This window comes from Paludisphaera mucosa (genome assembly GCF_029589435.1).
Lineage (GTDB): Bacteria > Planctomycetota > Planctomycetia > Isosphaerales > Isosphaeraceae > Paludisphaera > Paludisphaera mucosa.
Genome location: NZ_JARRAG010000001.1, coordinates 1,449,875 through 1,474,238, shown reverse-complemented (window position 1 = coordinate 1,474,238; position 24,364 = coordinate 1,449,875). Strand labels below are relative to the sequence as shown.

The 24,364-nt window shown below is 66.1% G+C and carries 18 protein-coding genes; 10 read left to right on the top strand and 8 right to left on the bottom strand.

The window, feature by feature from the left end; genetic code table 11:
* Nucleotides 1-58 precede the first annotated feature (58 nt).
* From PZE19_RS06065 to PZE19_RS06045, 5 genes are all read right to left on the bottom strand, one after another.
* Nucleotides 59-1,279 carry a type II secretion system protein gene (locus tag PZE19_RS06065; protein WP_277859677.1) on the bottom strand — a complete coding sequence of 407 codons (1,221 nt, stop codon included), beginning with the start codon at nt 1,277-1,279 and terminating at the stop codon, nt 59-61.
* A gap of 144 nt (nt 1,280-1,423) precedes the next feature.
* Nucleotides 1,424-2,668 carry a type II secretion system F family protein gene (locus PZE19_RS06060; RefSeq protein WP_277859676.1) on the bottom strand — a complete coding sequence of 415 codons (1,245 nt, stop codon included), beginning with the start codon at nt 2,666-2,668 and terminating at the stop codon, nt 1,424-1,426.
* A gap of 79 nt (nt 2,669-2,747) precedes the next feature.
* Nucleotides 2,748-4,463: a GspE/PulE family protein gene (locus PZE19_RS06055; RefSeq protein WP_277859675.1), complete on the bottom strand. Its 1,716-nt coding sequence runs from the start codon at nt 4,461-4,463 to the stop codon at nt 2,748-2,750.
* Nucleotides 4,464-4,791: 328 nt separating this feature from the next.
* Nucleotides 4,792-5,904, bottom strand: coding sequence for a type IV pilus twitching motility protein PilT (locus tag PZE19_RS06050; RefSeq protein ID WP_277859674.1), 1,113 nt, complete (start codon nt 5,902-5,904; stop codon nt 4,792-4,794).
* 303 nt (nt 5,905-6,207) lie between these two features.
* Nucleotides 6,208-7,959: a GspE/PulE family protein gene (locus tag PZE19_RS06045; RefSeq protein ID WP_277859673.1), complete on the bottom strand. Its 1,752-nt coding sequence runs from the start codon at nt 7,957-7,959 to the stop codon at nt 6,208-6,210.
* A gap of 453 nt (nt 7,960-8,412) precedes the next feature.
* Here PZE19_RS06045 and PZE19_RS06040 point away from each other — a divergent pair, with 453 nt between their 5' ends.
* The 3 genes from PZE19_RS06040 (at nt 8,413) to PZE19_RS06030 (ending at nt 13,465) form a co-directional block, all read left to right on the top strand.
* The gene (locus PZE19_RS06040; protein ID WP_277859672.1) at nt 8,413-9,675 is read left to right on the top strand and encodes a PQQ-dependent sugar dehydrogenase; all 1,263 of its coding nucleotides are present in this window, start codon (nt 8,413-8,415) and stop codon (nt 9,673-9,675) included.
* A 111-nt stretch (nt 9,676-9,786) separates the two neighbouring features.
* Complete coding sequence (locus PZE19_RS06035) at nt 9,787-11,343, top strand: UxaA family hydrolase (RefSeq protein WP_277859671.1); 1,557 nt, start codon at nt 9,787-9,789, stop codon at nt 11,341-11,343.
* Nucleotide 11,344: 1 nt separating this feature from the next.
* Nucleotides 11,345-13,465: a DUF8201 family protein gene (locus PZE19_RS06030; protein WP_277859670.1), complete on the top strand. Its 2,121-nt coding sequence runs from the start codon at nt 11,345-11,347 to the stop codon at nt 13,463-13,465.
* A gap of 10 nt (nt 13,466-13,475) precedes the next feature.
* Here the strand turns inward: PZE19_RS06030 and PZE19_RS06025 are convergent, their stop codons facing one another.
* Nucleotides 13,476-14,789: a hypothetical protein gene (locus tag PZE19_RS06025; RefSeq protein ID WP_277859669.1), complete on the bottom strand. Its 1,314-nt coding sequence runs from the start codon at nt 14,787-14,789 to the stop codon at nt 13,476-13,478.
* 96 nt (nt 14,790-14,885) lie between these two features.
* On the opposite strand from PZE19_RS06025, the gene PZE19_RS06020 reads away from it, so the two are divergent.
* The 4 genes from PZE19_RS06020 to PZE19_RS06005 all read left to right on the top strand — a co-directional run bounded on the left by PZE19_RS06020 (nt 14,886) and on the right by PZE19_RS06005 (nt 18,804).
* Nucleotides 14,886-15,872, top strand: a complete 987-nt coding sequence (locus PZE19_RS06020; RefSeq protein WP_277859668.1) for an NAD-dependent epimerase/dehydratase family protein — start codon at nt 14,886-14,888, stop codon at nt 15,870-15,872.
* Nucleotides 15,873-16,428: 556 nt separating this feature from the next.
* Nucleotides 16,429-16,986, top strand: coding sequence for an FHA domain-containing protein (locus PZE19_RS06015; RefSeq protein ID WP_277859667.1), 558 nt, complete (start codon nt 16,429-16,431; stop codon nt 16,984-16,986).
* A complete protein-coding gene (locus PZE19_RS06010; RefSeq protein ID WP_277859666.1) occupies nt 16,983-17,360 on the top strand; it encodes an FHA domain-containing protein in 378 nt (125 codons plus the stop codon). The genes PZE19_RS06015 and PZE19_RS06010 overlap by 4 nt, the downstream gene beginning before the upstream one ends.
* Nucleotides 17,361-17,646: 286 nt before the next feature.
* Nucleotides 17,647-18,804: a hypothetical protein gene (locus PZE19_RS06005; RefSeq protein ID WP_277859665.1), complete on the top strand. Its 1,158-nt coding sequence runs from the start codon at nt 17,647-17,649 to the stop codon at nt 18,802-18,804.
* A 106-nt stretch (nt 18,805-18,910) separates the two neighbouring features.
* Here the strand turns inward: PZE19_RS06005 and PZE19_RS06000 are convergent, their stop codons facing one another.
* On the bottom strand, nt 18,911-20,692 hold the full coding sequence (locus tag PZE19_RS06000; protein ID WP_277859664.1) for a DUF885 domain-containing protein: 1,782 nt from the start codon (nt 20,690-20,692) through the stop codon (nt 18,911-18,913).
* A 402-nt stretch (nt 20,693-21,094) separates the two neighbouring features.
* Here PZE19_RS06000 and PZE19_RS05995 point away from each other — a divergent pair, with 402 nt between their 5' ends.
* Together PZE19_RS05995 and accD are read left to right on the top strand one after the other, a co-directional pair.
* Complete coding sequence (locus PZE19_RS05995) at nt 21,095-21,694, top strand: histidine phosphatase family protein (RefSeq protein ID WP_277859663.1); 600 nt, start codon at nt 21,095-21,097, stop codon at nt 21,692-21,694.
* 103 nt (nt 21,695-21,797) lie between these two features.
* The gene (gene accD, locus PZE19_RS05990; protein WP_277859662.1) at nt 21,798-22,643 is read left to right on the top strand and encodes an acetyl-CoA carboxylase, carboxyltransferase subunit beta; all 846 of its coding nucleotides are present in this window, start codon (nt 21,798-21,800) and stop codon (nt 22,641-22,643) included.
* A 9-nt stretch (nt 22,644-22,652) separates the two neighbouring features.
* Here accD and PZE19_RS05985 read toward each other — a convergent pair whose 3' ends face one another.
* Nucleotides 22,653-23,444 (bottom strand): PIG-L deacetylase family protein, encoded by a 792-nt coding sequence (locus PZE19_RS05985; RefSeq protein WP_277859661.1) that lies wholly within the window; start codon nt 23,442-23,444, stop codon nt 22,653-22,655.
* 278 nt (nt 23,445-23,722) lie between these two features.
* Here PZE19_RS05985 and lexA point away from each other — a divergent pair, with 278 nt between their 5' ends.
* Nucleotides 23,723-24,331 carry a transcriptional repressor LexA gene (gene lexA, locus PZE19_RS05980; RefSeq protein ID WP_277859660.1) on the top strand — a complete coding sequence of 203 codons (609 nt, stop codon included), beginning with the start codon at nt 23,723-23,725 and terminating at the stop codon, nt 24,329-24,331.
* Nucleotides 24,332-24,364 lie beyond the last annotated feature (33 nt).

The window sequence follows — 24,364 nt, the reverse complement described above, 5'->3', positions numbered from 1 at the left end:
GGGTCGATCCGCGGCGCCGAGAAAGACGACCTGTACGTCCAGCCCGTTGGAATCGACGTCAGTCGAGCCGCCCGCCCTTGAAATTCGTCAGATTGTCGTGCTCGCGCTGGCGGAGGGTCCTCGCAAGATTCGCGGGGGCCCCGAATTCAGGGACGTAGTCGGCATCCTTGGCGACGCCCTTCGGCGTCGGAAACGGCGTCACCTCGCCGGTCGTCTTGTACGTCCCCCCGAATCCGAACTGGCTGTCGAGGCCGGCCGAGATGATCTGGAACGTGTTCTTGTTGACGTACTCGGGATTGGTGGTCCCGGGCATCTTGAGCGCCGAGCCGTTCGTATAGGGGTTCGGGGCGAAGCTGGCGGCTGGACGATTGAAGAACCACCCGCCGATGCCGGTGAGTGGAGTGCCGAACGAGGTCCAGGCCGGGGTGACCGTCGACCCGTCGCCGAGCGTGCCCTCCTCCGCGTAGTTCACGTCGTCCGGGTCGTAGCCGGCGCCTTCGTAGGACGAAAAGTAGGCGAAAGGCTGCGGCGTGGGCCCGGTGAGGCCGTCAAGATACTCGGGGAAGCCGTTGCCCACGGATCCCGAGCTACGGATCGGATAATTATCCGCGAGTCGTCCGGGGCGGAACTCGTACAGCGGCTGCGAGCGATTTGTCCCGAGCGTGGAGTTGCCGGCGGCGATGGCGGGATTCGCCGGATTCTTGGCGAAGCCGGTCGTGACGATCCCGCCGTCGACGAAGCCGGGCAGACCGCCCAGGAAGAAAGCCAGGCACTCGGCACCGTCCAGGATGTGGACCTGACCCTCCGTGATGAGATTATTGCTGTCGACGGTCGGTGCAACCATGTCGCCGTTGAAGTCGTAGCAGCCGGTCGGGACCTGGGTCACGTACAGCGGCCCCGAAGTGCTCAATACCATCTTGGGCCAGATCCTCCTCAGGTAGGACACGGATCGCGGGCCGAGCGCCATGGCCTCGTTGCCGCGGTCGGCGTCGCTGCTCTGGAGGTAGGACGGGAGGTAGTTGCCCGTCTCGCTGAGCACGATCCTGGACGGCGGATAGACGCCGTACTGCGACTTGAACTGGGCCAGCGCCTGGGCCAGTTGGCTGATCTCCGTGGACGCGGCCGAAGTCTTGGCCGTCCGCACGGCGCCGCTGATGGCCGGCAGCAGCAGGGCGATCAGGATCGAGAGGATGACGAAGACGACCAGCAGCTCCACCAGCGTGAAGCCGCGCCGGGCGGGGCCGGCCGGGGTGCGTCGGCGGGTCGGGGTGCGAGTCATCGGTCCGGGCCTCCGCGGAACCCCGCTCGGCCGGCGGGGCCGTCGCGGGGGTCCGTTCTCACGTGTCGAGGTACGACGGTTCTTGAAACCTGTCAGCATCGGTCCGGATCCGCCCGGCCCGACGCCGCCCGCGGCGGGCCGAACTCAGCCCGAGAGCTTGGTGATCAGCGTGATGAGCGGCAGGAAGAGGGCGATGACGATGAAGCCGACGATGCCGCCGAGGACGACGATCATGATCGGCTCGAGGAGGCTCACCAGGGACTCGACGGCCACCTCGACCTCTTCGTCGTAGTTGTCGGCGATCTTGTTGAGCATGGTGTCCAGGTCCCCCGTCTCCTCGCCGACGTCGATCATGTTGACGACGATGTCGTCGACGATGCGCGCCTCGCGGAGCGGCTGGGCGATCGTCTCGCCCTCGCGGATGCTCTCGTAGATCCGCGTGAAGGCCCGCTCGAAGACGGCGTTGCCGGCCGTCTCGCGGACGATCGACAGGGCTTCCAGAATGGGCACGCCCGACTGCACGAGGGTCCCCAGCGTCCGCATCGTGCGGGCGACCGTCGACTTCTCGGCGATCGTCCCCATGACCGGGATCATGAGCAGGACCCGGTCGCAGACGTACGCCCCGGTCTTGTTGCGGTAGAGGAGCTTGATGAACATCCAGAAGAAGAGCGGCGCGAGGAACACGACGTAGAAGTACTTGATGAGGAAGTGGCTGGCCTGGATCAGGACCTTGGTCATGTTCGGGAGCGGCACGCCGAAGTCGTTGAAGATGGCCTCGAACTTGGGGATGATGAAGTAGAGGATGAAGCCCACGATCACGCACGCCACGAAGATGACGACGATCGGGTAGACCATCGCGCCCTTGATCTTCCGCTTCAGCGACTGGGACTTCTCCTTGAAGTCGGCGAGGCGCTGGAGGATGGCTTCCAGGGCGCCGCCGGCCTCGCCGGCCTTGATCATGTTGCAGTAGAGGCGGTCGAAGGCCTTGGGGTGCTTGGCGAAGGCCTCGGAGAGGGTCTGGCCGCTCTCGATGTCCTCGACGACGTCCCCCAGGGCGTTCTTGAGCACGCCCGGCTTGCACTGGCCTTCGAGGATCTTGAGGCTGCGGAGGATCGGCAGCCCGGCGTCCTGCAGCGTCGAGAGCTGCCTGGTGAAGGTGCAGAGCTGCTTGGTGGAGATCCGGCCGATGGTGAACGACTTCTTCTTCCGCCGGCCGCCCTTCTTCGCGGTCGCCGACTTCCGGGTCTTCTTGGCCTTCTCGGCGATCTTGGTGACGAAGAAGCCCTTCTGGCGGATGAGCTGCTGGGCTTCCTCCTGGGTGGCGGCGTCGATGGCGTCCTTCACCTCGCGCCCGGTGTGGTCCATCGCTTCATATTGAAAGGTCGGCATCGGCGTGCTCCTGCCGCGGGCGTGGGTGCGTGGTTCGTTGGACGGTCGGTGGTTCGGCGGTTCGGACTCTTGCGACGGCCTAGACCTCGGTCATCGTCTCGCGGAGGATCTCCTCCACGCTCGTCCGGCCCTCGGCGATCGCCTCCAGGCCGGCCTCGCGGAGCGTCTTCATGCCGTGCTTGCGGCAGGCGGCGCGGAAGTCGTCGAGCGAGACCTCGGCGACGATCATCTCGCGGAGGATGTCGTTCATGACGATCAGCTCGTAGATGCCCTGACGGCCCTTGTAGCCGGTGTTGTTGCAGCGGTCGCAGCCCTTGCCGTAGAACCACTTCTGGCCCGCAGCCTGCTCCGGCGTCAGGCCGAGTTCCATGAGGACCTCGGGGCTGGGCATGAACTCGGTCTTGCAGTTGACGCAGAGCCGACGCACCAGCCGCTGGGCCAGCACGGCCTCGACGGTGGCGGTGATGAGGAACGTCGGCAGCCCCATGTCGCGGAGCCGGGTGACGGCCGAGGGGGCGTCGTTGGTGTGCAGGGTCGTGAAGACCACGTGGCCGGTGAGCGACGCCTGGATCGAGATCTCGGCGGTCTCCAGGTCGCGGGTCTCGCCCACGAGGATCTTGTCGGGATCCTGCCGGAGGATGGCCCGCAGGCAGGCCGCGAAGGTCACGCCGATCTCGGGGTTGATGGGGACCTGGATCAGGCCCTCGATCTCGTACTCGACCGGCTCCTCGGTCGTGATGATCTTGTCCTCGATCTTGTTCAGCTCGTTGAGCGTGGCGTAGAGCGTGGTCGTCTTCCCCGACGACGTCGGCCCGGTGACGAGGATGATGCCGTTCGGCTTGTGGATGACTTCCATCCAGCGGTTGTGGGTGTCCTGGGGCAGGCCGAGACGCTTCAGGTCGAGCTGGACGACCGAGCGGTCGAGGATCCGCAGGACGACGCTCTCGCCGAACATGGTGGGGAGGGTCGAGACCCGGATGTCGACGCTGTTGCCGCCCAGGGCGAGCTGGATCTTGCCGTCCTGGGGGAGGCGGCGCTCGGCGATATCGAGGTTCGACATGACCTTGATGCGGCTGGAGATCGCCGGGGCCAGGTGGCGCGGGGGCGGCACCAGCTCGTACAGGATGCCGTCCACCCGGTACCGCATCTTGTATTCTTCTTCGAAGGGCTCGAAGTGGATGTCCGAGGCCTTGTCCTTGATGGCCAGCAGCAGCACCATGTTCAGCAGCTTGCGGACCGGGGCGGCCTCGGCCATCTCCTCGATGGCCTCCAGGTCGATCGTGTTCTCGTTCCGGCCGGCCATCTTCTGCAGGCCCTTGTCCTGCTCGATCTGCTTGACGACGTCCTGGATCGATTCGTGGTGGCCCGCGTAGATCCGCTCGATCGCCGCCGTGATGTCGGACTCGCTGGCGATCACCCCCTTGACCGGCACGCCCAGGAAGAGCCCCAGGTCGGCCAGGGTCGAGGGGTTCTGGGGCTCGGCCATCGCGACGGTGACGCTCTTGTCCTTCTTGCTCTGGGAGATCGGCACGACCTTGAACGCCGCGGCCATGGTCTCGTTGACCAGCTCCGTCATCTCGGCCGGGATCGTGGCGTCGTTCAGCTTGATGACCTTCATCCCGTGCAGCTCGCCGAGGGCCTTGAGGACGTGCTCCTCCTTGGCCATGCCCAGGCGCGTGATCACCTTGCCCAGCAGCTCGCCGGCGCCGCGCTTCTGCTCCTCGAGGGCGCGCATCAGCGCTTCCTCGTCGAGGTAGCCCATGTCGATCATGATCGTGCCGAGCCGTCGAGCCATGTACCCGCCCCCGATCGATGCACGCGCGGGACGTCCCCGGGAGGCCCTGGGGGGCCGCCTTCCACGCCTCGTCGTCGGATCTGTCGTGATGAAGTCTTGTCGGAGAAGATCGCCGCGGCCGTCGAGGCCCGCGCGCCTGGGTCGCTGGGAATTCCGGGATCCGAGGAGGGGGCGTCGAGGGGGCCGGCCGCGAAAGCCGGGGTCGAACCCTCGCGCCCGCCGCCGGACGCTCGCCTGATCGAACTGAGCTTGAACCTATTTCAACGTGTATATCTCAAATACTCGCCGCGGGACGCCCTGTGACGAAAACCCCCGGAGAATCCGCCGCTCAACCTTCCTCTTCCTCCTCGCCCTCGGCCTCGTCGAAGATCCCCTTCTTGGCGTTCTCGATGCGCTCGCGCAGCTCGTTGACCTTGCGCGACTTGTAGAGGACCTCCTGCTCCTCGACCAGCCCCTGCTTCCAGAGGTTGAAGAGGCTGTCGTCGAGCAGGATCATGCCGTGCTTGCGGCCGGTCTGGATCGACGAGTCGATGCGGTAGGTCTTGTTCTCGCGGATCAGGTTCGAGATGGCCGGCGTCACCACGAGCATCTCGTAGGCGGCGACCAGGCCCTTGGGCTTGCGGGGCAGGAGCGCCTGGGCGAGGACGCCGATGATCGCCACCGAGAGCTGGGTGCGGATCTGGTCCTGCTGCTCCTTGGGGAAGACGTCGATGATTCGATTGACCGTGCCCTCGGCCGAGTTCGTGTGCAGCGTGCCGAAGACGATGTGGCCCGTCTCGGCCGCCGTGATCGCCGCCTGGATCGTCGCCAGGTCGCGCATTTCGCCGACGAGGATGATGTCCGGGTCCATACGCAGGGCGCGGCGGATGGCCTCGGGGAAGTCCGGCACGTCGATGCCGATCTCGCGCTGATTCACAAGCGATTTTTGATGCTTGTGGAAGTACTCGATCGGGTCCTCGATCGTGATGATGTGCCGGTCCATGTTGTTGTTGATCCAGTTGATCATCGAGGCGAGGCTGGTCGTCTTGCCCGAGCCCGTGGGCCCGGTGACCAGGATCAGGCCGCGAGGCCGCTGGATCAGCTCTTCCATGATCGTCGGCAGGCCGAGCTGCTCGAAGGTGAGGAACTCGTTCGGGATTCGCCGGAGGACCAGGCCGATGTTGCCGCGCTGCTTGAACACGGCGACGCGGAACCGGGCCATCTCGCCGAAGGCGAACCCGAAGTCGGTCCCGCCGACTTCCTGAAGCTCCTGCTGGCACCGCTCGGGCGTGATGCTCTTCATGAGCGCCACGGTATCGGGCGGTTCGAGAATCTTGGTGGCGAGCGGTCGCATGTGGCCGTGGAGCCGCAGCATGGGCTGACTGCCGACGGTCAAGTGCAGATCGCTGGCCCGCTGGGTGCACACGGTCTGGAGAAGCTTGTCGATGAGGATCGTGCCCATGCCGTCTCTTGGCCTCCCCTAGGTCTCGATGGAATGTCCGCCGGTCATCGGAGCGGTTCTGACTGGAGTTGACTTTGTCCTGAAGACCAGGCGTCCATCGAATTCCTGAGGACCGTATTGGAGTTAGGCTGATGAGCCCGAATCCTCTCGGCCACCTTCATTATTTCGATCGGGCACGACTGGATCAAGCGCGCAAGTGCTTGAAGAATCTGAGAATCCTGCAGGACCGAGGCCCTCCGCAAACCCTCCGCGATCGCGGCGGGGGTCCGCGAGGAACCTTTTCGTTTTTTCTATCGGTCGTCGTCACGCCGGAGTAGACGGCTTCTTTTCGGGTGTCGGCGTGGGTGCTGACGAGACGTCGTGTTGGGTGATCCGGAGGACCTCGTCCAGCGTCGTGATCCCCTTGATCGCCTTGATGATCCCGTCCTCGAAGAGCGTACGCATCCCCTGCTTACGAGCGACCTTGCGGATCGCCATCGTCGACTCGCCCTTGAACGCCATCTCGCGGACCACGTTGCTCATCAGCATCAGCTCGTAGATGCCCAGACGGCCGCGGTAGCCCTTCTTGTTGCAGTTCGAGCAGCCCTTGCCACGCACGAAGTTGGCTTTCTTGGCCAGCTCGGGTCGAAGGCCGAGTCCGGCCAGGATATGGGCCGGCGGCTCAATCCGGACCTTGCACTTGGGGCACACTTTCCTGACCAAGCGTTGCGCCAAGACTGCAAGCACGGAGCTTGCCACGAGGAAGGGTTGGATGCCGATGTCGACCAACCGTGTAATGGCGGCGGGCGCATCGTTCGTGTGCAATGTACTGAAAACCAAGTGTCCTGTCAGACTGGCCTGAATGGCGGTCTCAGCCGTCTCCAAATCACGGATTTCGCCGACCAGAAGGATGTTCGGGTTCTGCCGCAGCATGGCTCGAATGATGCGTGCAAAGGTCATCCCGATCTTCGCCTTCACCTCACATTGGTTCACCCCGGGGAGGTAATATTCAACGGGATCCTCGGCCGTGATGATCTTCACGTCCGGGCGGTTCAGCTCGTTGAGGGCTGCGTAAAGCGTCGTCGTCTTTCCCGACCCGGTGGGTCCGGTCACGAGCAGAATCCCATTCGGCCGTTTGATCAACTGCCGGAACTTCGCGTAGTCCTCGTCGGAGAAGCCAAGGTCCTGGAGACTCACCTTGATGTTGTCGCGGTCAAGGATCCGCATGACGACCGATTGTCCATGCGTGGTCGGGAGTATACTGACTCGCAAGTCGATGTCCTTGCCCGCGACGTTGATCTTGATCCGGCCGTCCTGAGGTCGGCGCTTCTCGGCGATGTCGATCGACCCCATGATCTTGAGCCGGCTGACCATGGCTCCCAGCAGTCGCCTCGGGGCCGAGTCGCGCTCCATCAGCACGCCGTCGATCCGATAGCGAATCCGGACGCGTTCCGCGAAGGGTTCGATGTGGATGTCGGAGGCGCGGTTGCGGACCGCCTCCTCAATAATGAGGTGGACCAGCCGAATGACGGGGGCGTCGCCCTCTTCGAGAGTGTTCGTCGTCGACGGCCTGCCGCCGGCCCCGTCGTCGAGGTAATCCATCTGGGTGTCGGTGAATTCGGTGAGCATCGAGTCGACCGACTCGGTCTCCCCCGCCGATCCGCCGTAGTACTTGTTGATGGCCTCGATGATGGCCTCGCGGGGGGCGAGGGCCACCTCGATCTCGCGATTGAGGACGAAGCGGAGCTTCTCGATCGTTTCGAAACCCATGGGATCGTGCATGATGACGCGGATTGAGCCGTTGCTCTCCGACATCGGCATCACGATGTTCTCGCGAGCCAGCGATTCGGGCACCTTGCCGATGACGGAGGCCGGGATCTCGACCTCGCGAAGTTCGACGTACTGGAGCCCATGTTGCTCGGCCTTGGCCTTCGTCACGTCGGTGGCGTCGGCGTAGCCGAGCTTCACCAGGGCGTCCTCGACGTCTCCGCCGGAGCGCTCCGCCTCCTTCAGCTGATCGGGACCGATGACGCCGCGTCGAATGAGGATGTCCGTCCAATCCCGACTCTTGGCCATGACGACGTAACTCCCAAGAGGAAACCCAAAGGCGGGGCGATGGGCGCGTGCTGGTCCCCGGCTGCAAGCGACGCGTCCGACGAGGGCGGCGCGCCGACGAGGTCAGGGGGCGAGCGGCGTAGCCGCAATACTATGGCGTAACGTCCACTACGGATACAAGGACCCGGGCGTGACGGCGACGAGCGACATCGGTCGGTCCGTCTTGCGAACAGGCGAAGGGGATGAAAAGGATTCGATGAGGACAAATTGAAGGTACCAGACCGAAATTCCCCCATCAAGCAATTCCTATGGAATTCGAGGACGCCGGGGCCGGTCGCGCGGGCGGCGGATCGGCGGGCGACGCCTTGACTTGCGGGCCGTCGCCCAACAACTCTAGTTCCATGGAAGCGTGTGGACGACCGGCGACCTCGTCGCGGTCGGGACCCGAATCGAGCCCCCTTCGGAGATCTCCCCTTGCAGCGTCTTCCCGAGACGTCTTCGTTCCCGGCGCGAGGAGCCCTCGCGGCCGCGCTGGCGACCTGCTTCGCCCTCGGATCGGCCGCGCCCCGCGCCGGAGCCCAGGACGTCGTCCTGCCGCAGGTCGCGACGCCCGTCGCCTACCCCAACCTCAAATTCGACCGTCCGGTCGCCCTGGCGTATCCCAAGGACGACACCAGCCGCTACTTCGTGGTCGAGCAGCACCAGGCGAAGATCTGGTCGTTCCCGTCGAGCCCCCGCGACACGTCGGAGAAGAAGCTGTTCCTGCAGCTCCCCGACGAGATGAACCGGGGCAACGAGGAGGGCCTGCTCGGCATGGCCTTCCACCCCAAATACAAGGAGAACGGCCAGTTCTTCGTCTATTACTCGGCGAAAGACGACCAGCGGCGCTCGGTGGTCTCTCGGTTCAACGTCTCCTCGGACGACCCGACCAAGGCCGACCCCACCAGCGAGAAGCGGATCTGGGTTTCGGACGTCGACAAGTGGGAGAACCACAACGGCGGCACGATCCTGTTCGGCCCCGACGGCTTCCTGTACATCACGCTCGGTGACGGCGGGGCGGGCGGCGACCCGCTCAACACCGGCCAGAACCCGAAGGACTGGTTCGGATCGATCCTGCGAATCGACGTCGATCACCCCGCCGGCGACGCGGCGTACGGGATCCCGGCCGACAACCCGGCGCTCCGCTCGAAGGCCCACGCCCATTGGGCGCCCGAAGTCTACGCCATCGGCCTGCGCAACGTCTGGAAGTTCAGCTTCGACCGCCAGACCGGCGACCTCTGGGCCGGCGACGTCGGCCAGAACCTCTTCGAGTACGTGCACAAGATCGACAACGGCGGCAACTACGGCTGGAGCATCCGCGAAGGCTTCCACGCCTTCGAACCCCAGCGTCGGCAGAAGGCCGACACCGCGGCGAAGATGACTCCCCCATTGGCCGAGTACCCCCACAAGCCGACGGCCGAGCGTCCCGACAGCGGCCTCAGCATCACCGGCGGATACGTCTACCGCGGCGAAGCCATCCCGGCCCTCAAGGGTTGGTACGTCTACGGCGATTACGACAGCGGCCGCATCTGGGGCCTCAAGTACGAGGGCGGCAAGGTCGCTGCGGGCGGCGAACTGCTCAAGGTCACGCCGCAGACCAAGTTGAACATCACCTCGTTCGACGAGACGCCCGAGGGCGAACTCCTGATCCTGGCCTTCGACGGCCGGATCCACGAGCTGGCTCCCGCCTCGAAGTGAGCCGACGGCGAGGGGCGGGTCGGTCGCGGCCGACTCGCCATCTCGTCCGGTCGTGATCGGCGTGAGTCCGGTCCCCGCCCCCTACAGTCCCGTTCGCCCTGAGGAAACCTGATGGCGACTGCAACGCGATCCGCCCGCGCCGTCCTCCTCCGCGGCGACGACGACGTCGCGATGGCCCCCGCGCCCATCCCGCTCGGGGCGAGCGTCGAGGTCGGCGGCCGGACCATCCAGGCGCTGGCGCCGATCGCGCTGGGGCACAAGATCGCGGTGCGCGACGTCGCCGAGGGCCGGCCGGTCCGGAAGTACGGCCAGGTGATCGGTTTCGCTTCGAAGCCGATCCCGGCGGGGTCGCACGTCCACGTCCACAATCTCCGGGCCGACCTCTTCGAGCGCGATTACGCGTACGCCTCGGAACGTGGCCCGAGTCATCCCCCCGAGCCGCCCCGCACCTTTCAAGGTTATCTCCGTCCCGACGGCCGCGTGGGGACGCGCAACTACATCGCCGTCGTCAGCACGGTGAACTGCTCGGCCAGCACGTCGCGCTACATCTCGGAGCGATTCCGCGGCCGGGACTTCTCGCGTTCCCACCCGAACGTCGACGGCGTCTTCGCGATCACCCACAAAGGGGGATGCGGGCTCCCGTTCGAAGGCAAGGACCACCAGATCCTCGAGCGTGTGCTGGCCGGTTTCGTCCGCCATCCCAACGTGGCGGCCTACGTCCTCGTCGGCCTGGGCTGCGAAGGAGCCTACGCCGAGCACCTGATCGAAACCCACCACCTGCGACTCGCCTCGAAGAACGGCCCGACACCGCCGTCGCCGCGCGTCTTCACCATCCAGGAAGAAGGGGGTATCGGGCGGACGGTCGAGGCGGCCGTGGCGGCCGTCGAGGGGCTCTTGCCTGCGGCCGAGGCCTGGAAGCGATCCGACCAGCCGGCCTCGAAAATCTGCCTGGCCCTGGAGTGCGGAGGCTCGGACGGCAACTCGGGCGTGACCGCCAACCCCGCGCTGGGCGTGGCGGCCGATCTCGTCATCGCACAGGGCGGCACGGCCGTGCTCGGGGAGACGACCGAAATCTACGGCGCGGAACATCTCCTGACCCGCCGCGCCGTCTCGGCCGAGGTCGGTCGGAAGCTCGTCGACCGGATCAAGTGGTGGGAGTGGTACACGGGCGTTTTCGGCGCCGAGATCAACAACAACCCCTCCCCCGGCAACAAGGCCGGCGGGCTGTCGACGATCTACGAGAAGTCGCTCGGCGCCCTGGCCAAGGCCGGCTCGTCGCCGCTGGTCGACGTGGTCGATTACGCCCAGCCGGCGAAAGGCCCGGGCCTGATCTTCATGGACACGCCGGGGTACGACCCCGTCTGCACCACGGGGCTCGTGGCCGGCGGGGCCAACGTGCTCGTCTTCACCACCGGGCGGGGGAGCGTCCTGGGCCTCAAGCCCACACCCTGCATCAAGATGGCGACCAACACGCCCATGTTCAAGAAGATGAAGGACGACATGGACGTGAACGCCGGGACGATCCTCGACGGCGAGTCGGTGGAAGCCGTCGGTCGATCGCTGTTCGAGCAGATCCTCGCCGTCGCGAGCGGCGAGCGGACGCGCAGCGAAGGCGTCGGTCTCGGCGAGGAGGAGTTCGCTCCCTGGTCCATCGGGCCGACCCTCTGACATGAGCAAGCGCCAACCCAGCCTGCGGCCCAAGGCGAACGATGCGGCCGGCTTCGGCGCTCCCTCGCCCGGGCTCCTCCAGCGCAGCGGCTGGCCGCTCGTCGTCCTGGCGATTCTGGAGCTTGCCTGGCTCGGCTGGTTCCTGGCCGAGCCGCTCCCGAACGCTCCCTCCCCTAAGGGCGCGATCACGCGGGGCATCCTGCTGCTGGACGCTCTTCCCGGGCTGGTGCCCGGTGTGACCTATCAGGACTCCCTCCTCGGCAAGGCCGTCGGCGAGATGAGCCATCTCGGCAACCTGCCGCAGCGCATCCCGATCGTGGCCGCCGCGTTCCTGATCGCGCTCGCCGCCATCGGGATCGGCGACTGGATGTTGCGGAAGGCCCAGATGGAGGGCTCATGCGGGGTCGCCGTGCGTCTCGCGATCGACTACACGCTCGGCGCGATCGTCCTCGGACTCGCGACCTTGTTCCTGGGTCGGCTCGGACTTCTTAGGCCCTGGCTTTTCCGCCCGTCGCTGATGGTCGCTGGAGTCGCGGGCGTAGTCGGCTCGAAGATGTGGAGATGGCCACGCCACGGCTTCGACCCCGGCGTGGCGCTCGCCGTCGTGGTCGTCGCTCCCTTCCTGGCGATGATGCTCCTGGGCTCGATGCTGCCGGCCATCGATTTCGACGTCCTCGAGTATCACCTCCAAGGCCCCAAGGAGTATTTCCTGAACGGCCGGATCGCGTTCCTCCCGCACAACGTCTACACGAACATGCCGTTCGGCGTGGAGATGCTGCACCTGCTGGGGATGGAAGTCCTCCGCGACTGGTGGTGGGGCGGGCTGGTCGGACAACTCCTCGTCGCGCTCTTCGCCCCGTGCGCCGCGGTCCTGATCGCCTCCACGGCCACCCGGCTGGGATCGTGGCGGGCGGGCTGCCTGGCGGCGGTCGTCTACCTGAGCACGCCCTGGATCTACCGACTGGGCGTCATCGCCTATGTTGAGGGCCCGCTGTGCGGCTACCAGGCCGCCCTGCTCTGGGCCTTCGTCCGGGGCCGCAAGGAACGTGACCATTTGCCGGTGCGTCTCTGGGTCTTGATCGGAATCCTCGCCGGCGGCGCGACGGCCTGCAAGTACACGGCCGTCCTGCCCGCCGTGCTCCCCTTCGGGGTTTTGAGCCTCGTCGAGTCCTGGCGGACGCGCTCGGCGCGGCCGGTGCTGGCCTACGTGCTGGGCTGGGCGGTCGTCATGAGTCCATGGATGATCAAGAACGTCGTCGACACGGGCAACCCGATCTATCCGCTCGCCTTCCCGGTGTTCGGCGGCCGCGACTGGACCCCGGCTCGTGAAGTCCAGTGGAGCCGGGCGCACGGGCCGCGGCCCATCACCTGGCCGCTCTTCCGTTATTCGCTCATCGAGGTCCTGGGGCGGTCCGACTGGCAGTCCCCCCTTTACGCGGCTTTCGCCCCCCTGGCCTTCTTCAACCCGAGATCTCGACGCGTCGCGGGTTGGCTGAGCCTGTACCTGGCCTGGATGTTCCTGTCGTGGTGGCTGCTGACCCACCGTCTCGATCGCTTCTGGCTGCCCATGCTCCCCGCGGCGGCGGTCCTGGCCGGAATGGGGGCCGACTGGTCGAAGTCCCTCGCCTGGGGCGTCGTCCGCGCAGGCGTGCTCGCGCTGGGGATCGCGACGAACTTAACGTTCAGCTCGACCGCGCTTGCGGGCCTGAACGAGTGGACCGGCCAATTGCTGTCCCTGCGAGAGGACATGCCACGCCGCCTCAACGCCCCGCTCGCATCGATCGACGCCAGGCTTCCTCCCGACGCCAAGATCCTCCTGGTCGGGCAGGCGGCCGTCTTCCACCTGAAGCATGCGGTCCTTTACAACACGGTCTTCAACCCCGAGGTGATCGAGACGCTCGCGGCCGGCCGATCGCCGGAAGAGTTCCGGCGGGAGCTCCGCGGGCGGAAGATCACGCACGTCTACGTCGACTGGAAGGAGATCGATCGGCACCGCCACCCCGCCGGATACGGCTTCACCGACTTCGTGACGCCCGACCGCTTCGCCGGCTGGGTCGCCGCCGGGGTGCTCGGCCCCTCGACGGCCGTCGGCATGGAGCAGGATTTGTTCGAGGTCCGTTGATCCGACGCGATCAGGGCTGACCGGCCTCCTCCACCATCTTGAGCGCGTTCTGGATCAGGATCTCGCCGGTCTCCTCCCCGAGCGAGGTCCTGGAGACGTACTCGTATCTCGGGAAGCTGTGGAAATCGACGCGCGTCAGGATGTAGCCGAAGGCGTCGTTGGTCAGGCCGAAGAGCAGGTTGTCCTTGCCTTTCATCTTGCGCTTGAGATAGAAGCCGATGTTCGGCAGGGCCTCTCCGGGGATCGTCAGGATCCGGGCGTCGCCCAGCTCGACGAGGTTGAGCCGTGTCGAGATGGTGCGGTCGTCTCCGTGGGGATACTTCAGCGGCGAGGCGACGACGACCGCCCACATCAGGTCGGACTCGACGGAGAAACGCACGGTCCGGGCGGTGCACTTCAATTTCGGATCGTCCTGCACCGGCGCGTCGGCGACGATCCGCAGGGCCTCGCCGGCCATCAGGCGGCCGATCCGGAGGCATTCGTCCCAGCTCCGGGCGTCGTTCCAGCGGCCGCGGACGGGATCGTCGGGTTGCTCCAGCAGGCGGTTGTCGGCCGTCACCATGCCCCCTTGGGCTCCGTTCATGAAGAGGGCGACGCCGCCCGCCTTGGCTTCGACCGCCTCGCAGAGCGGGCCGATCAAGTCGGGGCTCAGGATGCCGACGCTATTCCCGAGGACCTCGGGGTGGATCGCGTAGTTGACCAGCGTCGCGATCGTCTTCCCGCCCGGCGTCACGGCCTGGATCACGCTCATCCGCCGGTCGTACAGGTCGGGAGCGTAGTAGTTGTAGGCGATCTTGCCCTTGGCCTCGCCGGTGGCGACCTTCAGCCGCGCGGGTTCGAGACGGTCGATCGCCTCGTTCAGCGCTTCCGCGGCTCGGTCGCAGACCAAATCCATGTAGGCCAGGTCGCCGGAGTGGCCCCCCTTGCCGTCGGGCAAAGCGTAGCAATCGGGCGCGCTGTGGGTGTGGGTGGAGCCGATCAGGATATTGACGGCCGAAATACGCGGGACCTTGGCGCGGACCCGGTCGCCGAGGGCCGCGGGGAAGCCCAGCAGGTCGAGGCCCACGACGCCGACCGAAACGTCGCCCTTGCGGAAGACGAGGGCTCGCGCGGTCAGGTCCCCGCGCTTCTCGAGCGCCGGCTTCGTCGGCCCCATGCCGCCGGAGACCGGGAGCAACGGATTCGGGGTGATGACCCGGACGGCCGCCCCTGCTAGAATCTCGGCCGACGCCGGGGCGGAGGCCGCGACGAGGAGGATCGAAACGCCGACGGCGAGCGCGAGGCCGCGCCGAAATTGGGCAGCTAGGCGGAGGGGACCTGGCATGGAGGCGACTCCCGGGGATCAGCGGCGATCGATCTCGTCGGACCACGACGCGCCTTATGCTACATGCGAGCGAACGTGAAAGGAACCGGGGGTCACATGAGCGGGCTGTCGACCGTCACGGGGGGCGCGGGCTTCATCGGCAGCCACCTGGTGGACGCCTTGCTCGACCTGGGACGGCCGGTCCGGGTCCTCGAACGGCCCGGCGCCGACGTCGGCCATCTGCCCCCCGAGGTGGAAGTGGTCTTCGCCGACATCCGCCGCCGCCAGGGGCTCGCCGAGGCTCTTCGAGGCAGCCGGTACGTGTATCACCTGGCCGCTAATCCGAACCTGTGGGTCCCGGACCGTCGCGAGTTCGACGCGGTGAACCATCAAGGCGCGATCAACGTCCTGGACGCCGCCCTCGACGTGGGGGCCGAGCGGATACTGCATACGAGCACAGAGAGCATCCTCACGAAAAGCCGAGCGGAAGGGCTCATCGACGAGGACGTCGTCATCCACGAGAGCGACGCCGTCGGGCCTTACTGCCTCTCCAAGCTGCGCGCCGAAAACTACGCAATGAAGCTGGCCCGCGAGGGCCGGCCGGTCGTCGTCGCCAACCCCACCATGCCCGTAGGCCCCGGCGACCGCGGCGGCTCGCCGCCCACGCGCCTCATCCGGGATTTCTGTCGGGGGGCCCTTCCGGCCGTGATGGACTGCACTCTGAACCTCATCGACGTTCGTGACGTGGCCCAAGGGCTCGTCCGGGTGCTGGACGTCGGCCGCCCGGCTCGGCGCTACCTGCTGGGGGGGGCGAATCTCGCCCTTCTGGAAATCTTCTCGCTTTTATCCGAGTTGACGGGCCGGGACGTGCCACGCTGGCGAGTCCCTTATGGGCTTGGTCTGGGATTTGCTTATCTGTCCGAGTTCTGGGCCGACCACGTGACCGGGTCGTCTCCCAAGGCGACCGTGACGGGCCTCCGGCTGGCGCGACGCATCATGCATTTCGATGCGACGAGGAGCCTCCGGGAACTGAACCTCGAACCGCGGCCGATCCGCGAATCGCTCGCGGATTCCGTGGCTTGGCTGCAACTACGAGAGGCTTGACGACCGATACGAAATCGATAGGCTGCGACCAGCGCTCGGTCTGGCCTGTGGCGTCGGTGAAAACGCATCGCCGAATGTGTTCACTGTTTCGCTATTTTGTTTGAACCAATTAGAGGTTGTTGTTAGAAAAAGATCCCCTCACGCGTCTTACATGCATCTGTCGTTGGAACTCGCATGCGAGCTGGCATTTCGACGAGTTCGGGGAAGAACTCGAGGGGTTTCGGCGAATACTGGCGATTTCAGGCTGCTACGGCGAGGGACGTCCGGGCTTCGGGTTTGGGGTAACGACGAGAAGATTTCGCCTCATGTTGGACGGATCACAAAGATTTCTTGTCGTCCCGATGAGCCGATCGCGGTGTGAGGGGAGACGCGTGAATCGAGAAGCCGACATGCGGGGTTTTTTCGCATCTTTTGGAAGCTGGGTCGCCTGAGGCAGGCCGTCTTTTTTGCGGTGGATGTCCCGGTGTTACTTCGTTTATAGTAGATTTTTGACGTTCCGCGACGGCCGATTTCCCGTAGGAACCCCGTCATCGGCGTCGTTCGAGGACCCAGTCCCATGATCGCCCGTCTCGTGGCCCTCGACGAAGGTCCGGATATCGATCTGGATCGCGCCATGGTCGTGGTGGGTCGGCACCCGGCGTGCGACGCCCGGCTGGACTCCTTGCGGGTCTCCCGCCACCACTGCTGCATGACGCACGACAACGGCGAAGTCCTGGTCCGCGACCTGGGCAGCACCAACGGGATCCGGATCAACGGCCAGCGGGTTGAGATGGGCCGCTTGAGGGCGGGCGACGAGCTCTCGATCGCCCATATACGATATCGCCTCGACGACGGGTCGGGCCACGACAAGACGCTCGCCGATATATCCTCCGCCCAGGCGCTGCGGGTGCCGATCTCGCCCGATCTCGCCCATTTGCACCTCAACGGGACCCCCTCGGACCCGGCCCCCGACGAGAACGCCCTGGCGGCTGCCGTGCGGAAGATCCTGCCTTCCTCGGTCGCCCACAAATGTCGGATCCAGGTCATCGTCCGCATGGACGACGAGGCGGAAGAACCGCCCCACGCGACGCCCGTCGGCATGTCGAGCTCCCACGCGGAGAGGGCCGGGGAATGACGCTCAAGCTGACGCCGCTCGTCAAGGGGAGCGGGCCGACGGTCTTGCTGCAACGCCCGATCTACCTGGTCGGTCGACATCCCGAGTGCGACCTCCGTCTCGAAATCCCCAAGATCTCGCGCCGACATTGCTGCTTCGCGCTGGCGTATGATCGCCTGATGATCCGAGATTTGGGCAGCCGCAACGGCGTCCGGGTCAACGGTCGCGACGTGACCGAGACGCAGCTCTTCCGCGGGGACGAGGTGGCGATCGGCCCCTTGATCTTCCGCGTCGAGCAGGACGTGGAGCCCGGCACGGCGACTCCCAAGTCCCCACCGGGCCGCGAGCGCCCCGCCGCACCCGAGGTCGAGCTGGTCCCCCTCGACGACGTTTGAGTCGACCGGTACGCTTCCCGACGCCGCGCCGGGCCGGCCCCCCGGGGATCGCAACTCGCGTCTCCGGCAGGCCATGCACGGTCGTCCGCGCCGTGTGGATTTCCTCTGCGGCGGTGTTATAGTTTCAGAAACGGAATATGATAGAAAGCTCGGGCCTCGTCGAGCCGTTCACCGGTGCGCCGAGGTCCTGGGGCGTCCCGTCTTTCCCCCCGGCAGGCCCCGCCGGACTCGATTCGTGTGGACCGACTTCGCTTCGCCGTCGCTGACGTCATCCGAGAGGCAAACCATGATGAAACGATCGATCCCCACCTTCGTGGGCCTGGCGATCGCCCTGTCCTTCTCCGCGACCGAAACCCGGGCCCAGTTCGGTTACGGCATGTACCCCGGCGGCTACGGCGGTTACGGCTGGGGCGGCTGGGGCGGCGGCGGCGGGCAGAGCTACGCCGGCAGCGTCGCCCAGGGCCTTGGGATGTTCAACATCGGGGCCGGCATCTACAACGAGAAGACCGCCGTCGCCAACTCGATCAACACCGACACGACGATGCGCTGGAATCAGTACGTCTACGAGGCCCAGAAGGAAGCCACCCGGCAGTACTACGGGCGTCGCGACGCGAACATCGCCAAGAACAAGGAAGCGTTCAACTCCCAGATGGATCGGATCAACAACAACCCGTCCGCTCGCGACGTCGAGCGGGGCGACGCGTTGAACGCGATCCTCGACCAGCTCTCCGACCCGCGGATCCCGCCCTCGGCCCTGCGGACCGTGGACGCCCCGATCGACGCCAAGCTCGTGCGCCAGATCCCCTTCGTGAGCGCCTCCGAAGCCATCTCGATCAGCCTGGAAGCGATTCGCGACGCGTCGAAGTGGCCGGCGCGGCTCCGGGACCCCCGCCTCGAGCCCGAGCAGAAGGACTTCGAGAAGCTGGTCGTGCAGGCCCGTAAGGAAGACGAAGAAGGCGAGATCGCTCCCGAAACCCTGACCCAGCTTCGGGGCGTGGCCAAGCGGATCAAGGACAAGGTCAGCGAGATGCCGCTCGCGAATCGCCGCGAGGACATCGACGCCATGAACTTCGCCAAGACGATCGTCGCCATGACCCGGCTGCTCGACAAGCCGCAGGTCGAACAGGTCCTCGACGAGCTTCGGAAGATCGACAAGACCAACCTGAGCAACGTCCTGGGCTTCATGCACACCTTCAACCTGCGGTTCGGCCCGGCGACGACGCCCGACCAGCGGACCGCTTACTCCGAACTCTTCCCCGCGATGGACGGCGTCCGCGACAAGCTCCTGGCCGAGCTGAAGCTCCCGGAAACCACCCCGAGCTACAAGGCTCAGCCCCACGATTTCTTCTCGGCGATGGGCGACGACGACATCGAGGGCAAGAAGAAGGCCGCCCCGGCACCCGCCGCGGGCGCAACCCCCCCGCCCCCGACGCCCAAGCCCTGACGTCCTTCGTCGTCGGCGAAATCCTACGAATCAAGCCCCGCCCGCGACCATCCGAGTCGCGGGCGGGGCCTTTTCATGGGATTTGGACACATCTCGACTCGAATCCTCAGCGCGCCCCCTGCCCCGTTTCGGCGAGCCTGGCCCGGACGAGTTGCGGCAGGTGCTTGACCGGGATCGTGCCTTCGGACAGGACGGCCTCGTGATATCTCCCGAGGTCGAATCGATCTCCCTGCTCGCGCTGGACCGCCCGCCGGAGGCGGCTGAAAGCCGTCCGGCCGACGAAATACGTCGAGAGCTGACACGACGACTGCTTGGATCGGATGATCTTGCCTTCGGCCTCGCCGTCGGTCTGGAAGGCCCGGCCGACGAGCAGTTCGCGCGCCTCCGCGTCGGTCATGCCGCCGCAGTGCATCTTGTTGTCGAGGATCGCATTGACCACGGCCCGCAGGTAGAACTTGAGCTGCTGGAGCCGGAGCGGGACGCTCCCTCCGCCGAAGCCCTGGTCGAGCATCATCTGCTCGGTGTAGACGGCCCAGCCCTCGGCGAAGGTGCCCGAGGAGAGCACGCGGCGGATCTTGCTGGGGCAGCGGTTCGAGTATTCGAGCTGGACGTAGTGGCCGGGATAGGCCTCGTGGATCGTCAGGATTTGGAGCATCGCCCGGTTGTACTCGTGCAGGAAACTCTCGGCGCGCTCCCGGCTCCATTCCGACGGCGGCGGGCTGATGGCGTATTCGCTGGACCCCCGGGCGTCGAGCGGCGGCGCCGGGTTGAGGTAGGCCACGGAATTTCCGCGCATGAATTCGGGCATCTCGATGATCCGCAACTGATCGGGGTCCGGCAGGCCGAGGATGTTCTTCGCCCGGATGAACTCCTGGATCGCCCGGACGGTCCCCTTGGCGTCGGCGACGAGCGTCTCGGCCGTGCCGTGGTCGTCGCCGATCCGGCCCAGGACGCGGCGGATCATCTCGCGACGGCCCGCCTCATCGTCGGGGGGGACGGCCACGCCTGGGAAATATTCCGACCACAGGTGGCGGGCGAAAACGCCCATCTCCGACTCGACGCGAGTCGCTTCACGCTCGGCCTCGGCCAGGACTTCGTCGGCGGAAAGCCCCGCGTCCAGCTCGTAGTCGAGCTTCTTGACGAATTTTTCGCGGCCGATCCGCCACTCCTCGCCGCGCCGGGGCAAGACCTCGTCCTTCAGGAAGGCGATATACTTCGTGAGCGCCTCGACGATCTTGGCGGCGGGCTCGGTCAACTCGCCTTCGCCGGGCTTGTCGCCGACAAGCTGGAACAGCTCCGCCTTGTAGAAAGAGACCGCTCCCTCGGCCTGACGGACCGCCGTCTCGACCTTGACCCGAGGCGGGCGGCCGATCGTCCGCCTGGCGGTCTCCAGGATCCGCGGCACTTCTTGCATTCGCTTGAGGACGTTTCGCTTGTTCACCTCGCGAGGGAGCGTCGACTGAGTCAGGGGGAGATACACGCTCTCGGCGACGTAGTCGCCGTAAACTCGGGGGTCGTCCCGGAAAGGGTCGAACGTCTCGCGGAGCCAGATCGAAGCTTCGAGGTTGCGGCGGAAGACGTCATGGTCGACCTTTCCCGCCGGCGAGAGTTGATCCGGATGCACGTCGCGGCCCAGCCGTTCGAGCGTCTCGCGCAGGAACTCCAGGTTGGCCCGACGCGCCTCGGGCGAGACGTCGTCAAGGCGGTCGTCGTACGCGTGATCGCCCAGACGGGTCGCCGACATCGGCTCGCGGCGGAACGACTCCTTCAAGTAGACGTCGAAAGCCCCGTTCAATCGCGCGTCTTCCGCGTCGTCGGCGCCGCAGGCCGGCGCGCGACTCAACAACGACAGGGCGATGACGGCGAACGTCGTATAAGGCCGGATCATAACGGCTTTCCTCCGAGGGTCGTCGCGCCGCGAGGCGGGGGCCCGGCGATGCCTAAGCTCGTCAGACTTGTCAAAATGGACTCGGAATGTTAGAACGAGACCTTACGATGCGGCGGGATCTCCCGTCAACCAATGCGCATCCTCCGATTGCGACGGTTCGATTTCCGAGGCGTCCGCCCTCGGACTCATGCCCCGACCGCTTCCTGCCGACCTCCCTCAGGTGAGACCCATGGGGCCATGGGCGTGGTCGAGGCCTCGGTCGGGGCGTCGTCGATTCGTGGGAACGGTGGGTCGGCTCAACCGAAAGGCTTAAATCGGGATCGACCGCGGGCGGACTACCCTGCCCAAGATGACGCTCGCGTCGTCCGCGGCTGATCGCGACGAGAAACGATGGCCGTGTCGATGTCATCGCAGGTCTTACTCATCCGGCCCGGCGCGACGCTCTACGACGAGCAGAACCGTGTGCAGGGCATCCTCGACATCCCGCTCAGCGATCAGGGCCGTACCGAAGTCCTGCAACTGGCGGAGCGACTCGCGGCCCGCAACGACCAGGCCCCGCTGTCCGCGCTCTATTGCGGACCCGGGGAGAGCGTCGTCCGCACCGCCGAGGTCGTCGGCAAGGCCCTGGGGCTGCGTCCCAAGCGGATCGAAGACCTCCGCAACCTCGATCAGGGGCTCTGGCAGGGCCTGCAGATCGAGGAGATCCGCCGCCGAAACGTCCGCCTGTTCCGCCAGTGGATCGACGACCCTCGGACCATCCGCCCTCCCCAGGGCGAGACGATCGAGGAAGCGATGGAGCGGATCCAGGGGGCCTTCCGCCCTCTTTTCCGCCGCCATCCCGACGAGGCCTTCGGACTGGTCGCCGGCGAGCCGATCGGCCGCCTGATCGCCGGCTACCTCAAACGGGTGCCGCGGCTCCAGCTCGACGAATTCCTCCCCTGCTGCGGCTACGAGCGGATCGAGGTCCACGCCGACCTCCTCGGCGGCCCCAGCTCCCCTTGACAAGAACCCGCCGTCCGGGAAGTGTGGGGACTTGATCACCGACGCGAGCCGCCCCGCGGCATCGCGCCCGGTCCCCTCGGATCCCACAGGAGCAAGAACGCCCATGGCCGCCAAAGGAGGTCCCCTGCACGCCTGGCATGGGCACTTCGAAGCCAAACGCGTCCCCGAGGGCGTCTGGATGCGCTGCGACGGCTGCGGCGCGACCCTGTTCCGCAAGCAGGTCGAGCAGAACCTCAGCGTCTGCCCGGAGTGCAACCACCACATGCCGCTCACGGCCGTGGAACGCATCCGCCAGCTCCTCGATCAGGACACCTTCGAGGACTGGTTCCCAGACCTCCAGCCGGCCGATCCCCTGGGCTTCGACGATCGCCGCCCCTACCCCGAACGCGTCCGCGCCGAGCAGGCGCGCACGGGCCTCAACGAGGCCGCCCTCGTGGGCCAGGGATTCATCAAGGGCCGACGCATCGTCTTCGGGATCACCGACAGCGGCTTCATCATGGGGAGCATGGGCTCGGTCGTCGGCGAGAAGCTGACCCGGGCGGTCGAGGAAGCGACACGCCAGAAGCTGCCGCTCGTGATCGTCTCCGGCTCGGGCGGCGGTGCCCGGATGCACGAGGGGATCTACTCGCTGATGCAGATGGCCAAGGTCTCGACGGCGCTCGGCCGTTTCCGGGGCTCGGGGGGCCTCTTCATCAGCGTCCTGACGCATCCCACGATGGGAGGCGTCGCGGCCAGCTTCGCCTCGCTCGGCGACATCATCCTCGCCGAGCCCAAGGCCCTGATCGGCTTCGCCGGCCCTCGCGTCATCGAGCAGACCGTCCGGGTCCAGCTCCCTGAAGGTTTCCAGACGAGCGAATTCCACCTCCAGCACGGCTTCATCGACCGCATCGTCCACCGTCGCGACCTCAAGAGCATGATCGCGCAGTTGATCGACTACGCGACCCCCTGAGCCGTCGTCTCAGGAGCCTTTCGATCCCCCGCGACCACCCCGGCCGTCCTGCCCTAGCAGTTCGAGCAGCCGGTTGTCGTGGGGGTAGGGATGGCCCAGGTACTGGCGGAAGCCCTCGGCCGCGGCGACGCCGATCTCGGCCCCGCGGATCTCGCCCCAACGCTTCTGGCTGTCGAGATATTCGTCGATCCCGTGCTGGCGCAGCAGCCATTCGCGCTGGCTGGCGTGGCAGGCGAGCATCTGGCGTTTCAGCTCGAAGACCTCGGTGACGTCGACGTGGAACGCGACCGGCAGCGGGCGGCCGTCGCGGTCGTTGCCTTCGAGGGCGTCGACGAAGTAGAGGTGCGGGATGTGGTCGAGGGCCTTCGACGGGTCCCAAAGCCGGGTGGCGTAATTCGGACACCCCGCCGCAAAGCAGGCGTCGCGCACGAGCAGGCTCGTCATCTCGTGGTCGCACAGGTAGTCGACCGGTGGCGCGGTCAGGATGACGTCGGGACGGAGCCGCCTCACCGCCTCGGTGACCCGCCGGCGCGAATCGTCGTCGTTGAAGATGGCCAGGTCGCGGAATTCCAGGCACACGTAGTCGGCCTCGATCAGGTCGGCGGCGGCCTTAGCCTCGCCCCGGCGGATGGCCGCGATGGCCTCGCTGTCATGCTCGGCGCTGCCGCAGTCGCCGGGGGTCATCGTCGCGATCGTGACGTCGTGACCCGCCTGTTTCAAGAGCGCGAGCGTCCCGGCGCACTGGAACTCCACGTCGTCGGGATGTGCGTGAATGGCGAGGATACGCTTTTTCGTGTGCATCGGTGAGGGTTCCCAATCCACCGTCGATCTCAAAAAACGAGGCGGCATCGTAACCAAATCGCCTACCTAAATCAATGTCTGCATGGGCTTTGCGTAATTCTGAAGTAGGTTGTAATGGATGCCTGGGCGAGCGGCGGGAAAAATGTTCTGGCGTGCGCTAGACGACCGCTGTACATTAGCCACAAAGGGTCAGGTACTGATCGTCCGTGTGCTAAGTTTTCTGTTATGCTGCATGCGGGCATGCCGACCCTCTGGACACGACCTCAACGGAGCCTCCCATGGCCGACCTGGAATCTTTGACCTCGCGCCAGCGCGAGATCTACAGTTTCATCCGGAGCAAGATTCAAGGACGAGGGTACGGTCCCACGGTTCGGGAGATCGGGATCCAGTTCCTGATCAAGAGCCCCAACGGCGTCATGTGCCACCTGAAGGCCCTCCAGAAGAAGGGCCTCATCCATCGCGAGCCCAACATGTCGCGGGCGATCCAGCTCCTGGACGATCCCGCGACGCTCCAGCCGGCCCAGGGTTTGAAGCTGGTCGGGCGGATCGCCGCCGGCCAGCCGATCGAGGCGATCGAGCAGGATGAGGAGCTGACCTTCTCCGATTGGGTCGAGGACGGGGCCAAGTTCGCCCTCCGCGTCACCGGCGACTCGATGATCGAGGAGCACATCGCCGACGGCGACTTCGTGATCATCAAGAAGCAGGACCAGGCCCGCGACGGCCAGATCGTGGCGGTCCGCGACGAGGACGGCGAGGCGACCCTCAAGAAGATCTTCCGCGACCGCAGCCGCGTCCGCCTGGAGCCGGCCAATCGCGCCATGAAGCCGATCTTCCGCGACCACGTCGACATCCTGGGCGTGCTGGTCGGCGTCGTCCGGAAGTACTGAGCGACGGGCCGGCTTGACGGCGTCTCGCGTTGT